General features: G+C 67.2%; 14 protein-coding genes, 2 pseudogenes and 1 riboswitch. Of the genes and pseudogenes, 10 read left to right on the plus strand and 6 right to left on the minus strand.

The genetic code is table 11. From position 1 onward, the window contains the following. Window positions 1-54: 54 nt before the first annotated feature. Window positions 55-639, minus strand: coding sequence for a Uma2 family endonuclease (locus GXP76_RS18725; RefSeq protein ID WP_242572694.1), 585 nt, complete (start codon window positions 637-639; stop codon window positions 55-57). A gap of 122 nt (window positions 640-761) precedes the next feature. On the opposite strand from GXP76_RS18725, the gene GXP76_RS18730 reads away from it, so the two are divergent. From GXP76_RS18730 to GXP76_RS18765, 8 genes and pseudogenes are all read left to right on the plus strand, one after another. Continuing rightward, complete coding sequence (locus GXP76_RS18730) at window positions 762-1,289, plus strand: GNAT family N-acetyltransferase (protein WP_242572695.1); 528 nt, start codon at window positions 762-764, stop codon at window positions 1,287-1,289. Window positions 1,290-1,365: 76 nt separating this feature from the next. Further along, a riboswitch (cobalamin riboswitch) is annotated at window positions 1,366-1,498 on the plus strand. 145 nt (window positions 1,499-1,643) lie between these two features. After that, on the plus strand, window positions 1,644-4,052 hold the full coding sequence (locus GXP76_RS18735) for a ribonucleoside-diphosphate reductase subunit alpha (protein WP_242572696.1): 2,409 nt from the start codon (window positions 1,644-1,646) through the stop codon (window positions 4,050-4,052). Continuing rightward, entirely contained in the window at window positions 4,052-5,071 is a 1,020-nt protein-coding gene (locus GXP76_RS18740) for a ribonucleotide-diphosphate reductase subunit beta (RefSeq protein ID WP_242572697.1), read from the plus strand. Before GXP76_RS18735 ends, GXP76_RS18740 begins: the two co-directional genes overlap by 1 nt. Window positions 5,072-5,130: 59 nt before the next feature. Beyond that, window positions 5,131-5,670, plus strand: coding sequence for a GNAT family N-acetyltransferase (locus GXP76_RS18745; protein WP_242572698.1), 540 nt, complete (start codon window positions 5,131-5,133; stop codon window positions 5,668-5,670). A 97-nt stretch (window positions 5,671-5,767) separates the two neighbouring features. After that, window positions 5,768-6,610 (plus strand): helix-turn-helix transcriptional regulator, encoded by an 843-nt coding sequence (locus tag GXP76_RS18750; RefSeq protein ID WP_242572699.1) that lies wholly within the window; start codon window positions 5,768-5,770, stop codon window positions 6,608-6,610. Continuing rightward, window positions 6,607-6,828, plus strand: a complete 222-nt coding sequence (locus tag GXP76_RS18755; RefSeq protein ID WP_242572700.1) for a DUF397 domain-containing protein — start codon at window positions 6,607-6,609, stop codon at window positions 6,826-6,828. The genes GXP76_RS18750 and GXP76_RS18755 overlap by 4 nt, the downstream gene beginning before the upstream one ends. 222 nt (window positions 6,829-7,050) lie before the next feature. Continuing rightward, window positions 7,051-7,311 (plus strand): hypothetical protein, encoded by a 261-nt coding sequence (locus GXP76_RS18760; RefSeq protein WP_242572701.1) that lies wholly within the window; start codon window positions 7,051-7,053, stop codon window positions 7,309-7,311. Next, window positions 7,283-7,803, plus strand: a pseudogene (locus GXP76_RS18765) (DUF6879 family protein). The gene GXP76_RS18760 and the pseudogene GXP76_RS18765 overlap by 29 nt, the downstream one beginning before the upstream one ends. A gap of 124 nt (window positions 7,804-7,927) precedes the next feature. Here GXP76_RS18765 and GXP76_RS18770 read toward each other — a convergent pair. From GXP76_RS18770 to GXP76_RS35645, 3 genes and pseudogenes are all read right to left on the minus strand, one after another. Beyond that, window positions 7,928-8,470, minus strand: a complete 543-nt coding sequence (locus GXP76_RS18770) for a GNAT family N-acetyltransferase (protein ID WP_242572702.1) — start codon at window positions 8,468-8,470, stop codon at window positions 7,928-7,930. A gap of 150 nt (window positions 8,471-8,620) precedes the next feature. After that, window positions 8,621-9,487, minus strand: coding sequence for an AIPR family protein (locus GXP76_RS35640; RefSeq protein WP_308354167.1), 867 nt, complete (start codon window positions 9,485-9,487; stop codon window positions 8,621-8,623). 41 nt (window positions 9,488-9,528) lie between these two features. Beyond that, window positions 9,529-10,368 (minus strand): annotated as a pseudogene (locus GXP76_RS35645) (AIPR family protein); the annotation flags it as partial. 650 nt (window positions 10,369-11,018) lie between these two features. Between GXP76_RS35645 and GXP76_RS18780 the strand changes: the two are divergent. Further along, complete coding sequence (locus GXP76_RS18780; RefSeq protein ID WP_242572703.1) at window positions 11,019-11,462, plus strand: DUF2809 domain-containing protein; 444 nt, start codon at window positions 11,019-11,021, stop codon at window positions 11,460-11,462. A 157-nt stretch (window positions 11,463-11,619) separates the two neighbouring features. After that, complete coding sequence (locus GXP76_RS18785; RefSeq protein WP_242572704.1) at window positions 11,620-12,582, plus strand: GlxA family transcriptional regulator; 963 nt, start codon at window positions 11,620-11,622, stop codon at window positions 12,580-12,582. A 25-nt stretch (window positions 12,583-12,607) separates the two neighbouring features. Here GXP76_RS18785 and GXP76_RS18790 read toward each other — a convergent pair whose 3' ends face one another. After that, the gene (locus GXP76_RS18790) at window positions 12,608-13,345 is read right to left on the minus strand and encodes a D-Ala-D-Ala carboxypeptidase family metallohydrolase (protein WP_242572705.1); all 738 of its coding nucleotides are present in this window, start codon (window positions 13,343-13,345) and stop codon (window positions 12,608-12,610) included. Window positions 13,346-13,644: 299 nt separating this feature from the next. Further along, window positions 13,645-14,340: a peptide deformylase gene (gene def, locus GXP76_RS18795; RefSeq protein WP_242572706.1), complete on the minus strand. Its 696-nt coding sequence runs from the start codon at window positions 14,338-14,340 to the stop codon at window positions 13,645-13,647. Between the last annotated feature and the right edge of the window lie 66 nt (window positions 14,341-14,406).

A 14,406-nucleotide genomic window follows, 5' to 3' on the forward strand; every position in this document is an offset into this window, starting at 1 on the left:
GAAGGGCCGTCGTTCCCCTGCGGGGAGCGGCGGCCCTTCGTCGTACGAGGTGGGTCAGCGCACCCAGTCCTTGAGCTGCTCGGTCTCCAACGTGATGCCGACAGGGTCGGGCAAAGCGACCGTCTTGCCGAACGGCACGGTGCGGGCGCTCTCGTAGCGAACGCCGTCCGGCTCGCTGAAGACCGTCACCTCGCAGGAGTCCCGGTCGATCAGCAGATAGACGGGGATACCGGTCTCGGCGTAGGCGCGGGGCTTCTCCGTCCGGTCGCGCGCGTCGGTGTCGGAGTCGTACGAGGTGACCTCGACGGCCATCAGGACGGGGCCGGGATCGACCCACTCACCTTGGCCCCCAATGGAACCGCTGGGCGCGAGCAGGCCGTCAGCCCTGGCTCGTCCCTGCCGGTATGCCTGAGCTTTGAGCCCTTGTTCGGGATAAAGCCAGAGTTCTGGCCGCGACTGCATGCATTGGCGTGTCAGCCACTCAATGATGAGCCCGTGATCCCCGTCCGGCACTGCTTTGCTCCTGAGCTTCCCGTCGATCAGTTCCAGACGCACGCGGTCAGTCGTGCGGGCCACTATCCGGGAGAACTCATCGAACTCTTCAGGGTAAACGTGCACTCGGTCGGTGGTCATGGTCATGAGCCCTCCTTACTCCGCACCCGGCATCAACCGCCGCGCACTCATGCAACCGTGCACAGTGCTGTCAACGATAGCCGGGACCTGCGCCAGGACACCGTCGTACCGTGGCGCACACTTCCTGGATGGACCAGACGACACGGCCGGAGGCCGACTTCACGATCAGGGCGGCCGAAGCCGCCGAACACGCCGTACTCGGTGAGATCACCGCGCGGGCCTATCTGGACGACGGGCTGCTCGACTTCGGGGAGGACGACCCGTATCTGAAACCGCTGCGGGACGTCGCGGCACGGGCCGACGGCGGCGAGGTGCTCGTGGCCGTCGGGGCGGACGGGGAGCTCATCGGCGGGGTCACCTACGCGGCCGGCGGGTCCGTGTGGGCCGATGTGGCCGGGGACGGCGAGGCGGAGTTCCGGATGCTGGCCGTCGCGTCCGCCGGCCGGGGGCGGGGAGTCGGCGCGGCACTCGTGCGGGCGTGTGTGGAGCGCGCGCGAGCCACCGAAGGGTGTCTGCGGGTGCGGCTGTCCACCCGCGAGTCGATGATTGCGGCCCACCGGATATACGAGCGGATGGGCTTCGTACGCACGCCGGAGCGGGACTGGGCGCCCTATCCCGACCTCCCGCCCCTGCTCACCTACAGCCTGGAAATCTAAGGCTTTCAGGGCCGTTTCAGGGCAAGGCGAAACACCCGTGACACAACATGTGGGGGGTGCCGCTCCCAACGAGCCCCACATGTATGCTCAAGTCTGCTGTCGCCGCAGGAGAATCCGGTGAAAATCCGGAACTGTCCCGCAACGGTGTGCTGTGGTGCGCTTTGCCGCGCCCGCGAGTCCGAGCACCTGCCGACGGCGCATCCGGCTCGACCGATCCGGGTGCCGAGACGTCCGGGCCCCGAGGCTGGGCCGGTGGACGCCGCGCCGCGCGCCGCCCGTTTCCGGGACGGCGTACGCGGGCGTGCGCCGCCGTGCCCTCCCCGAGGCCCAGAGCCGAGCGAGGGAGAGCACCACGTGACCATCGCGCCAGCCGATCCGGCTTCAGCGATCTCCGAGCGGGTACGGGACACGGCCGCAGCGGCCGGCGGACCGGCCGACGGGCCCGGGACGAGCCTTCTGCGGCTCCTGACCGACCTCACCGCCGACCTCGCCGACACCGACCCCGGCCGGGTCGCCGCCGCCGCGCTCCGTGGCCGCAACGCCTCCTCGGACGAGGCCGAGTTGCGTGAACTCGCCACCGAGGCCGCCGCCGGGCTCATCTCCGAGGACCCCGCGTACTCCCGTCTCGCCGCCCGCCTGCTCACCCGCACCATCGCGGACGAGGCCGCCGGCCAGGGCGCCGTCTCGTTCTCCTCCTCCGTCGCCGTGGGTCACGCGGAGGGCCTGATCGCCGACCGTACGGCCGCGTTCGTCACCCGCCACGCCGCCCGCCTCGACGCGCTGATCGACCCCGCCGCCGACGACCGCTTCGGCTACTTCGGTCTGCGCACCCTCTTCAGCCGCTATCTGCTCCGCCACCCGATCACCCGCGACGTCATCGAGACGCCGCAGTACTTCATGCTGCGCGTCGCGTCCGGACTCGCCAAGGACGACTCGCCGGCCGCCATGGACGAAGTCGCCGCGCTGTACGGGCTGATGAGCCGGCTCGACTACTTCCCCTCCTCCCCCACTCTCTTCAACTCCGGTACCCGGCACCCCCAGATGTCGTCCTGCTATCTGCTGGACTCCCCGCTGGACGAGCTGGACTCCATCTACGACCGCTACCACCAGGTGGCCCGCCTCTCGAAGCACGCGGGCGGCATCGGCCTCTCGTACTCCCGTATCCGCGCCCGCGGTTCGCTGATCCGCGGCACGAACGGGCACTCCAACGGCATCGTGCCGTTCCTGCGGACGCTGGACTCCTCCGTCGCCGCCGTCAACCAGGGTGGCCGGCGCAAGGGCGCGGCCTGCGTCTACCTGGAGACGTGGCACGCGGACATCGAGGAGTTCCTGGAGCTGCGCGACAACACCGGTGAGGATGCGCGCCGTACGCACAATCTGAACCTCGCGCACTGGATCCCCGACGAGTTCATGCGCCGGGTCGAGGCGGACGGCGACTGGTCGCTGTTCTCGCCCGCCGACGTGCCCGAGCTGGTCGACCTGTGGGGCGACGGCTTCGACGCGGCGTACCGCGCGGCGGAGGCGGCGGGCAAGGCCCGCAGGACCATCCCGGCGCGTGAGCTGTACGGCCGCATGATGCGTACGCTCGCGCAGACCGGCAACGGCTGGATGACCTTCAAGGACGCCTCGAACCGTACGGCGAACCAGACCGCCGAGCCCGGCTCCGTCGTGCACTCCTCGAACCTCTGCACCGAGATCCTGGAGGTCACGGACGACGGCGAGACGGCCGTCTGCAACCTCGGCTCGGTCAACGTCGGCGCGTTCGTGACGGAGAGCGGCGAGCTGGACTGGGAGCGGCTGGACGACAGCGTCCGCACCGCCGTGACCTTCCTCGACCGCGTCGTGGACATCAACTTCTACCCGACCGAGCAGGCCGGCCGCTCCAACGCCAAGTGGCGCCCGGTGGGCCTGGGCGTGATGGGTCTCCAGGACGTCTTCTTCAAGAAGCGGCTGCCGTTCGACTCCGCCGAGGCCGCCGCGCTCTCCACCCGTATCGCCGAGCGGATCATGCTCGCCGCGTACGAGGCGTCCTGCGACCTCGCCGAGCGCGAGGGCCCGCTGCCGGCCTGGTCGAAGACCCGCGCCGCGCGCGGCGTGCTGCACCCGGACCACTACGACGTGGAGCTCAACTGGCCCGAGCGGTGGGACGCGCTGCGGGCGCGCGTCGCGAAGACCGGTATGCGCAACTCCCTGCTGCTCGCCATCGCGCCGACGGCCACCATCGCCTCGATCGCCGGCGTCTACGAGTGCATCGAGCCGCAGGTGTCCAACCTCTTCAAGCGCGAGACTCTGTCGGGTGAGTTCCTCCAGGTCAACGCCTATCTGGTGGACGAGCTGAAGAAGCTCGGCGTGTGGGACGCGCAGTCCCGCGAGGCGCTGCGCGAGTCCAACGGCTCGGTGGCGGGCTTCGGCTGGATCCCGGCCGAGGTGCGCGAGCTGTACCGCACCGCGTGGGAGATCCCGCAGCGCGGCCTGATCGACATGGCGGCGGCGCGTACGCCGTTCCTCGACCAGAGCCAGTCGCTGAACCTGTTCCTGGAGACGCCGACCATCGGGAAGCTCAGCTCGATGTACGCGTACGCCTGGAAGAAGGGGCTCAAGACCACGTACTACCTGCGGTCGCGCCCGGCGACGCGGATCGCCCGCGCGGCGAAGTCGCAGCCGGTCGCCGCCGCCGTACCCGTACCCGCGCGGATGGCGCCGGACGCCGACGCCATCGCCTGCTCCCTGGAAAACCCCGAGTCCTGCGAGGCCTGCCAGTAATGACCACCCCTGCCGTAGAGAAGAACCTGCTCGACCCGGGCTTCGAACTGACCCTGCGCCCCATGCGCTACCCGGACTTCTACGAGCGCTACCGGGACGCGATCAAGAACACCTGGACGGTCGAGGAGGTCGACCTCCACTCCGACGTCGCCGACCTCGCCAAGCTCTCCCCCGGCGAGCAGCACATGATCGGCCGGCTGGTCGCGTTCTTCGCGACGGGCGACTCGATCGTCTCCAACAATCTGGTGCTGACGCTCTACAAGCACATCAACTCCCCCGAGGCGCGGCTCTACCTCTCGCGCCAGCTCTTCGAGGAGGCCGTGCACGTCCAGTTCTACTTGACACTGCTCGACACCTACCTCCCGGACCCGGCGGACCGCTCGGCGGCGTTCGACGCGGTCGAGGAGATCCCGTCGATCCGCGAGAAGGCTCAGTTCTGCTTCAAGTGGATGGACTCGGTCGAGAAGATCGACCGCCTGGAGTCGGCGGCGGACCGGCGCCGCTTCCTGCTGAACCTGATCTGCTTCGCGGCCTGTATCGAGGGCCTGTTCTTCTACGGAGCGTTCGCGTACGTCTACTGGTTCCGCTCGCGCGGCCTGCTGCACGGACTGGCCACCGGCACCAACTGGGTGTTCCGCGACGAGACGATGCACATGAACTTCGCCTTCGAGGTCGTGGACACCGTCCGTAAGGAGGAGCCGGAACTCTTCGACGACGCGCTCCAGCAGCAGGTCACCGACATGCTGAAGGAGGCGGTCGAGGCGGAGTTGCAGTTCGGCCGCGACCTGTGCGGCGACGGTCTGCCGGGCATGAACACGGAGTCGATGCGCGAGTACCTCCAGTGCGTGGCGGACCAGCGCCTCCAGCGCCTGGGCTTCGCGCCGGTGTACGGCTCGGAGAACCCGTTCTCGTTCATGGAGCTCCAGGGCGTCCAGGAACTGACGAACTTCTTCGAGCGCCGCCCGTCGGCGTACCAGGTGGCGGTGGAGGGCACGGTCGGCTTCGATGACGACTTCTAAAGAGGCGTGAGCGCCGGAGCCCCGTGGCGGGTGCCGCGGGGCTCCGGCACGATGACCCCATGTTTCACACTCCCCTCCCCGCGGGTGAGGGCCTTCGACTCCGCGAGTGGACCGAGGCGGACGCCCCGGCCCTGTCCGCGCTCTTCGACGAGCCCGAGATGGACCGCTGGACGCCACTGCGGGCGCCGTTCGACGAGGCGGCGGCACGCGCGTATGTGACCCGCGCCCACGAACGCCGGGCGGCGGGCCAGGCGCTCCAGCTCGCCATCACGACGGACGGGCACACCCCGATGGGGGAGGTGCTGCTGTTCGTCGCGGCCGGGGACGGCTCCGAGGTCGAACTCGCCTACGGAATCGGCGCGTTGTACCGCCGCCGGGGCCTGGCGTCCCGAGCGGTACGCCTCGTACTCCCCCACGCGTTCCACGACACCCGCGTCCGCCGCGCGGTGCTCCGCATAGAACCGGCCAACGCGGCGAGCGCGGCGGTGGCCCGCAAGACGGGATTCCGCCTGACGGACGAGCCACCGGTGGTCCGTGAGAGCGGCTCACGAAGCACGTCGCTCCAGACGTGGGAACTCCGGCGCGACGCCCCGTACTGACGCCTGTTGTACGGCTCGCGGCCCGTGACCGGGGTCGTACGCCACGCGTTGGATGGTGAACGAGATTCGCACATCGGTACGTTGGGGTGTGAGGCGTATGGGAACCAGCAACCGTCAGAAGAAGCAGCGGTCCCCAGGGGACAACCGTCCTGGAATCTGGGTCGGCTACGGAAAATTGCTCAAACTCCAGCGCGACAGAACGGGCCTGACCCAGCAGGAGCTCGCCGAAGCGCTGGGATACTCAGTCGAGTTGGTCGCGTCGATCGAGCAGGGCCGCAGACCGGCGCAGGCGAAGTTCACCGAGGCGGCGGAGACGACGCTGAACGCGGGCGGGACCCTCTCGGTATTGCAGGATGACGTGGACCTTGCGAAACTCCCGGCGTTCTTCCAGGACTTCGCGCTGATCGAGACGGAGGCGGTCAGCAGGTACGCCTTCGAACCTCTGCTAATTCCCGGGCTCCTCCAGACCGAGGAATACGCGCGGGCTCTCTTCACGGCTCACTGTCCGCCGCTCGGAGACGAGTTGATCGAGCAGCATGTCGAAGCCAGGCTCGGACGGCAGAAGTTGCTGACGCGGACGCCCCTGGTGGAGTCGTCCTTCATCATCGGTGAGGCGGCGCTGACCACCGTGGTGGGCAACGACGACGTAACGAGGGTGCAGCTCCAGCATCTCCTAGAGCAGGGCTTGATGCGCAACGTCGAGATCCAGGTCATGCCGTCGGATCGCGGCTTCCACCCCGGACACAACGGTTCTATGGTGATTCTGGAGACGCTGGAGCATCGCCGGGTCGGCTATATCGAGTCCCAGGACGTAGGTCTGGTGATCACCGACCCGACAAAGGTCAGCACCTTCGGACTGCGCTATGGGAAGCTGCGCACGCAGGCCCTCAACGTGGAGGAGTCTGCCCGTCTCATCGAGCGCGTGGCAGGAGAAGCATGAGTACCGAGCAGGTTACGGCCGGTCCCGCCCGGCTGACATGGTTCAAGAGCAGCTACAGCGGCTCGGGCGGCGGCGACTGCGTCGAGGTGGCCCTCGTCCCCACCACGGTCCACATCCGCGACTCGAAGAACACCCCGGGCCCCGTGCTGCATGTCTCCAAGGGCCCTTGGCGCACGTTCCTCTCGTTCACCCACACCGAGGCACACGTCGCGGACTGACCCTGCCATAACCGTACTTCTGGGAGTCATCCAGTTTGTCCTCGACCGCCTTCGCTGACCAAGGTTGTCCCAGGCCGACATGATCGGTTGCCGCGTCGTCCGGTCATCACCAGCCGCAGCCGCTTCCCACCAGATCCGCCTGCAAGACCCTGCAAGTTCGTTGAGGGCAACCTCACGGAACTCGTAGTGTCGATGGCCCCGGCCACGTGAAGTGAGGTCACCATGACGTTACGGTTCACCGGAGTCGACCCCAACAACGGAGGCAACGGCTCTCCGACGGTCTGGGTCGCCCCGGAGACGGACGATCTGGTCATCCAGGGCCGGCGGGCCGACGTGCGGACCGAGAAGGCATGTGCCGGATTCGAGATCCAGGGCCACGCGATGGGGATTCCGGACCACGAGGCAGTTGTGCGGATCCCGGCTCGAATGGCGTTGATCCTGAGGGAGGCGTGTGATGTCGCAGAGCGTGGAGAGCTTCGCTGAGATCCTGGCGGGCGTACATCGCTCCGCCGTCCACCTGGAGTTGCGGGACTCGTACGGTGTGGACAACGAGGCTGACAACTTCGCGGCGTTCCGACGCGGAGACTGGAGTGAGGACCTGGAGCGCGCCGACAGACAGTCCTGGCTCGATCTCGTACGCGAGGCGACTGCCCGAGGCGTCGAGATGCGCCGGGCGCGGGTGGTGTCGGTGCCGGTGTCCGACTACATCTGCTACGAGCACACGGGCACTCAGATGACATCGACGTCGGTGAACGGGTCCGGTGGCTGGCAAGGGACCGGGCATCAGCACTCGCCCTGCCGGGAAACGACCTGTGGATTTTCGACGGGCGGCTGGTCCAGTTCAACATCTTCGACGGTCTCGGGCAATGGATCCGTACGGACTTCACCGAGGACCCGAATGTGGTCGAGTTCTGTGTTTCCTCATTCGAGTCCGTGTGGGAACGCGCGGTACCTCACACGGATTTCACGCTCTGACAATGATGCCTGCCAGCGGGCAGGGTCTACGCTGTGACCTGCGGTAACCGCACTGTCGTTTGCCTTCACACTCTGATGATCAACGGTGGCCGCACCCATGTCCCCAGGACTCGCACCAGCAAGATCACAATCCGCCGGTGGGGCTCGGGCACCATTCCCCCTCGAGAATGCTGAACATCTCTGAGTCCCGCCAACCGTCCCGGATCAACGCGGTGTGCCGGTGCCGCCCCTCGTACGTCATGCCGAGTTTGCCCAGCACCCGCGACGACGCGAGATTGCGCGGGTCACAGGTCGCGTAGATCCGGTGGAGTCCTAGTTCCCCAAACCCGCGCGCCAGGAGCTCTCGCCCGATCGCCGTGCCCACGCCACGCCCCCAAGCCCTCGGGTGCACGATGTAGGCGATTTCGCCCTGCCGCTGGAGACGGCTACGAACGTGCAGCTCACCCATGCCGACGAGTTCATTCTCCAAGCGAGCAATGTAGGCGACTCTCCGTTGCCCAGCGTGCGCCCCGGCTTCGACGGCGGCCTGCACGAACGAGCGCGTCTGCTCCTCGGTGTTCGGCCCCCAAGTCTGATAGCGACAAGCCTTCTCAAGGCTGGCCCAGGAGTGCACCGCTTGCCAGTCGTTCAGCGCGATCTTGCGCAAAGTCACCAGGGGTTGACTCACAAGCAGATCTTGCCAGATCCCGGGGGGGGCAGGAGCCCGAATCATGGCAACCCTCCACCGTCGCCATACTGCACCCCACCGACCTGCATCACCCTGCGCCAGGTCACGAACTACCGCAGGAGTACCAGAGGGAAGATGCAAGCCGTGCCCCTACCGAGTGATCACCTGGTCCACGAACAGCTCGTAGGCTGCGCGGTTGTGCTTGCGGGCTGCGACGACCTGTGAGCGGAAGTTTCGTAGTGCTGATTCGACCGCCGGCCGGTTGCGTAGGGTTGATGTGACCAGCGGGTCTCGAAGCTGCCCCGGGGCGAAAGCGAGTAGGGATTCCACGATCGGTTCCCACACCTTGGCTGCCTCGGACACGCTCAGGTTCTTCTTGAACTGCAAGACGTAGGCGTCGCTGACGGCCTCTCCGACAAGGGTCTCTCTTGTGGTTCCGATGGCCTCCGCAGCGAGCATGATTGACCCACGGAGGCTGAACCACTCGAACAGTTCGATCTCGTCCTCGGTCCGGGCATCTGCCGAGATGCGACCGAGGCGCGCTTTCTCCATCTCAATGGCGCGAAGCAGGCTCGCCACGAACACGATGTGCTCGGCGGTGACGCGTTCGGGGAAAACCCGGCTGTAAAGTGCGTCTTGTTCCCAAATCTTACTTTTCTCGTGGTAGGCCACCCCAGACTCTCCATGAAAGGCAGCGAGAGCCTGTGCAGCTACCTCAGAGGAGAGATGGTTCTCTCCTGGGCGCCGGATGACGTCCTCAGATCCGCCGCGCCTTCCGCCGCTGTAGCCGACGACCCCCAACCTTTCGAACTCGCGGACAAGCCGCCTCTGTACGCCGTCGTTACTGCGGAAATCAGAGGCTTGCGTGGGGTTTTGGCGGTTATTGAATCGCACAATACTGCGCACGGTCTCAGGGTCCTTGCACCGGATGAAGCGGGTAAGGACGTGACTGCCCTGACCGATATCAGCGGCTGGGACTGATCCGATCGCGCCGGTCGTCTGGGCACCGTTGACGATGCCGAGCCTGTGATCTCGACAGTTCCACTAACGAAGCTGAAGTCGTGTACCAAAGCTGTGATGCCGTTGTTGTAAGCCCACAGATTCGTTGGTTCGTTAAGCACTGTCTCCTGGATGCCGTTGTTGATATTGCTCTGCGAACGACGGCTTCCCAGGTAGTCACGGACGTTCGAGGAGAACAGGCTGGCACCGTGCTGCTCAAACCGTTCATGTAGACAACGGACCGGCACGCTGGTGCACAAGGCCGTCCATTTGTCGCCGTGTTCCTCGAAGGCCCCGGGCACTTCGACGGTGAACGTGTCCGACACGAGGATCGGCGTCTGCGAGTTTTCATAGCGCTGCGAAAGTCGCTCGCGGCCCAACTCCTCGCAAGAAACCTCGATATCGCTGTTGGGGTAGCCATGGTTCAACTGAGCGTACGCGGAGTCGCGCGCTGCTCGAAGCTCGGCGGAAGCTTGCTGCGATTCTGGAAGGTTGTGGACGTACCAGATTGCGACATCGCCGATGGCATCGTCTGCCAGCGCATCGTGGAGCTCGCGCCAGGCAACACGCAATGCATCCGGCACCCCGGAGGGATCGCTCTTGTTGAACAACCAGTTAATCGCTTGATGGAGGCTTGCGGCCTTTCGCGCAGGCGCCTGGAGCTTCGCAGCGTTCTCGGACTCGTAGCCCTGCGCGAGAACAACACGACCAGCACCACGGTCAATGTAAAGCAGATCGCACGACTTGTCGTTGGGGTGGTCTGTCAGCGAAGTGGCAGCGACAGTAGCGATATCCTCGATATCAAATATGAGTTGCAATGCGAACAGTAGCCGCTTGTTCGAGCCGTATTGATCAAGATCGACTCGCTTGCGAAGTGCCACTTCGAGACCATTTGTCATAGCGTCAGGTTACCTGTTGACTGGAGCTCTGTCCGATGATTTATCAAAGCATTTTGGCGCATTGGGCCTCTACGGGCCCCCAATGCACTCTCAAGCGACTGCGGTTGGAAGACCCCCGTGACCCAGGCTGCCTGTGGGGGCGACAGGCTTCGGGGCCACAGCAGAGCTGTCAAGTTTCCTGCCGATCGGCGGTCCCACGGCGCCGCGGCACAATCTCCCGATCTTGGCATCGAGTGCGGCATCGAACAAAGAAACCGCAGATCAACCGCTTGTAGCTTCCCGCCGATCGGCGGGAAGTACGAGGACACGCCACGTTCGTGAGACTGGACGACTGCGCCATCGGCCTGAGACAGCGGAAGAACCGCTGGTGAACAAGCACAGCCTGTGCAATGAGCGGCGAGATCCCACACCAACACCCACGGCTGGCGCGGCATACCGTTCCGCCACCCCGCTGACATCACTGCCCTAGACGGCGGCAAGCACGACGGCGGGCCCATGCCGCCCGAGGCCCCGCGTGACCCGCAGCCCCAAGGTGGCGAAAGCGGTAAGTGACTGGAGCCGACTGACGGTCTCCGGCTCAACTGCCCCCGTGACAGTTGAGCCGGAGACCGCCCGACTCCTGCCCGCGCCGCGCCGCATAGGCTGGCCGTATGGGGGTTGTCGCGCGTGCGCGCACCGTGGCGGGCGTCGCCGTCGTCGGGACGGTGGTCGCCGGGCTCGGGATTCGGGTCGTCGCCGAGGGGGATGTCGCCAAGTACGGCGGTGTCGCGCTGTATGCCGTGCTCGTGTACGTCCTTGTCGTCCTCGCCGCTCCCCGTGTGCGGCCCGTCGTCGCAGGCGCCGTCGCGTTTGCGTTCAGTTGTGCCGTCGAGTTGGTTCAGCTCAGCGGGGTGACCGCCGGGCCCGCCGAGCGGAGTGTGATCGTGCGGCTCGTGCTCGGGTCGACCTTCAATGCGCCTGACCTGCTGTGGTACGCGGTCGGTGCAGCGCTGGCCGCGTCGGCGCATACGTGGGCCGTCGGCCGGCGGGCGGCTCGGGAGCGCCGTCCAGGTGCTCCGCGCGCCGCAGTTGGCGGTCGATGGCGCGGTCCTTGATGTACCCGATGAGACCGGGAAGGGCGAGAAGGCCGAAAAGGGCAAGTACGACGAGGTAACCACCGATTGCGTTCATGCCTCCACTGTCGTCGTTCCGCACCGAAAAGAGCAGTGGCAGGACTGTCATGAACCATCGAATTACTGCCACACTGCCTCCATGCTGAAAAACGTGGCGGTCGTCCTGCTCGACGGTGTGCACCCCTTCGAACTCGGCGTGCTCTGCGAGGTGTTCGGTCTCGACCGCAGCGCGCAGGGTCTGCCGGTCTACGACTTCGCCGTCGTCTCCGCCGAGGGCCCCGTGCTGCGTACGCACGCGGGATTCACCCTCTCCTCGCTCCAGGGCCTCGACCGCCTGGAGGAGGCCGATCTGATCTGCGTACCCGCCGGGGACACCTATGTCGTACGGGACTACCCGGCCGAGCTGCTGGACGCGCTGCGCCGGGCCGTTGACCGGGGCGCGCGGGTGCTCAGTGTCTGCGCGGGCGTGTTCACCCTCGGCGCCGCCGGGCTGCTCGACGGGCGCCGCTGTGCCACCCACTGGATGCACTCCGCCGAGCTGGCGGAGGCGTATCCGCTGGCCGACGTGCAGCCCGACGTGCTGTACGTCGACGACGGACCGGTCGTCACCTCCGCCGGTACGGCCGCTGGCATCGACGCCTGCCTCCATGTCGTACGCCAGGAGCACGGCCCCGAGATCGCCAACGCGATCGCCCGCCGCATGGTGGTTCCGCCGCACCGCGACGGCGGGCAGGCGCAGTTCATCGAGCGCCCGCTGCCCACCGCCTGCGACACGGTGGGCGGGGTCCTCGCATGGATGGAGCGGCATCTGGACCGCGAGATGACCGTCGAGCAGCTCGCGGAGCGCGCCCACATGTCGCCCCGTACCTTCGCGCGCCGTTTCCAGCAGGAGACGGGCACCACCCCGTACCGCTGGCTGCTGCGCCAGCGCGTGCTGCTGGCACAGGAGTTGCTGGAAGGGACGGACGAGACGGTGGACTCGATCGCGGGCCGGTCGGGCTTCGGCAACGCGGCGGGGCTGCGGCACCACTTCCTGCGGACGCTCGGGACGACCCCGAACGTCTACCGGCGCACGTTCAGGGGCCCCACGCGCGTGGCGTGAGGCCCCCGGACGGCAGGTCGGTGGATCAGATCCCGCAGGACGGCGCGGACCAGAAGCGGCCCGAGCGGTGGTCGACGTGCGCGTGGTCGTTGTGGCCGGGGTAGCCCGGGCCGAGGATGCCGTTGAAGCCGTGGTTCCGCGCGTTCTGGGCCAGGGCGCACAGCGTGTGCGGTCCGGACCCGATGTCGGCGGCGTCACCGTACAGATGGCGGCTGTTGCTGGCCCCGCCGACCGCGTTGTTGCACGCGTGCGAGCGGAATCCGCTGGTGACACGGAGCGGCTGGTCGCCCATCGCGTGCCGCATCGCCTCCAGCTTCCACATGGTGCGCAGGGCGTTGGACTTGGCCGTCGCCGCGCTCACCGCGCCGCCCGACCAGTCGGAGTTGCAGTTGTTCAGCTCGGCGTAGGTGAAGTGGATCGGCGTGCAGTCGTTGTCCTGCAGCTCGTAGATCTTGTTGAAGGTGGCGGGGCCGGCGACCCCGTCGGCGGCGAGTCCGTACGCGGACTGGAAGCGCTTGACCGCGGCGGCCGTGGCCGGTCCGTACGCGCCGTCGATGGCGAGTACGGCGCCGTTGCCCGCGTGGCCGGCCACGCGGATCTGGAGCTGGGTCACGGCGGAGCCGCTGGACCCCTGGGAGAGGGTGCCGGACCAGGTGTAGCAGCCGTCGGCCTGGGCGGGACCGGCGGTGACCACCACGCCCGCCCAGGCGAACGACAGGGTCATGACAAGGCTGAGCAGAAGTCTTGAGGTGCGTCGAAGCATCGGGTCTCCAGACTCGAGGCGAGATGTACGGCAGAGAGTGGCGCAAGGGTCGACGCGCGTCAACCCGTCCCCGGGCAGGGCCACTTGTCGAACCAATGGCGACGGGGACAACCGTCCGCCTCCCGTCCGGCGCGACGACGCCGGCCCCGTTCCGGATGTCCGGAACGGGGCCGCTGAGTCCTCGGGTACAGGTCGGCCGGCATCGACCGATACCGGTCGGCCGCGCCGGGCCCGATCACCGCGTCCGGGTGCCGGGCCCGATCACCGCGTCCGGGTGCCGGGTCCGGGCGATCGGACGATCAGGCGTTCGGCACGGTCTCGTAGCGCGGCGTGCCCTCTTCCATCTGCCGCAGCGCGTCCTTGCGGTCCCGCTTGGAGAGCCGGTCGATGTACAGGTATCCGTACAGATGGTCCGTCTCGTGCTGGAGGCAGCGCGCGAAGTAGCCCGTGCCCCGCACCTTGATCGGCTTGCCGTTGACGTCCTGGCCCCGGACCACCGCGTAGTCGGGCCGCGCCAGCTCCGCGTACGCGGTCGGGACGGACAGGCATCCCTCGTTGCCGTCCTCCAGATTGCGCGCCTCGGGCGGGAGTTCGTCCAGCACCGGGTTGCACACGACGCCGACGTGCCGCACGCCGTCGTCGTCCGGGCAGTCGTAGACGAAGACCTTCAGGTCCACGCCGATCTGGTTGGCGGCCAGGCCCACGCCCTCCGCCGTCCGCTGGCTGGCGAACATGTCGTCGACGAGTTCGGCGAGCTTGTCGTCGAACTCGGTGACGTCCTGGCACTCCTTGTGCAGGACCGGGTTGCCGACGACGGTGATCGGGCGCGACGTGCCGCGCTCGCGGTACGCCAGTTCACGGGCCTCCGCGTCCTGCGAGTCGACGACGAACCCCTCGTCGTCCACGATCGTCTCGCCGCCCGCGACGAACCCGTCCCCCCGCTCCGCCTGGGAGGCCCCGCCCTCGGTCTTCTGGTCCGTCTCCTGCTGCGCCATGTCCGCAGTACGCCTTCCTCGGTACCCGCTGCTGCCTGTACACCGCTGCCTGCGCGATGTGCCCGT

This window comes from Streptomyces sp. NP-1717 (assembly GCF_022695985.1).
Lineage (GTDB): Bacteria > Actinomycetota > Actinomycetes > Streptomycetales > Streptomycetaceae > Streptomyces.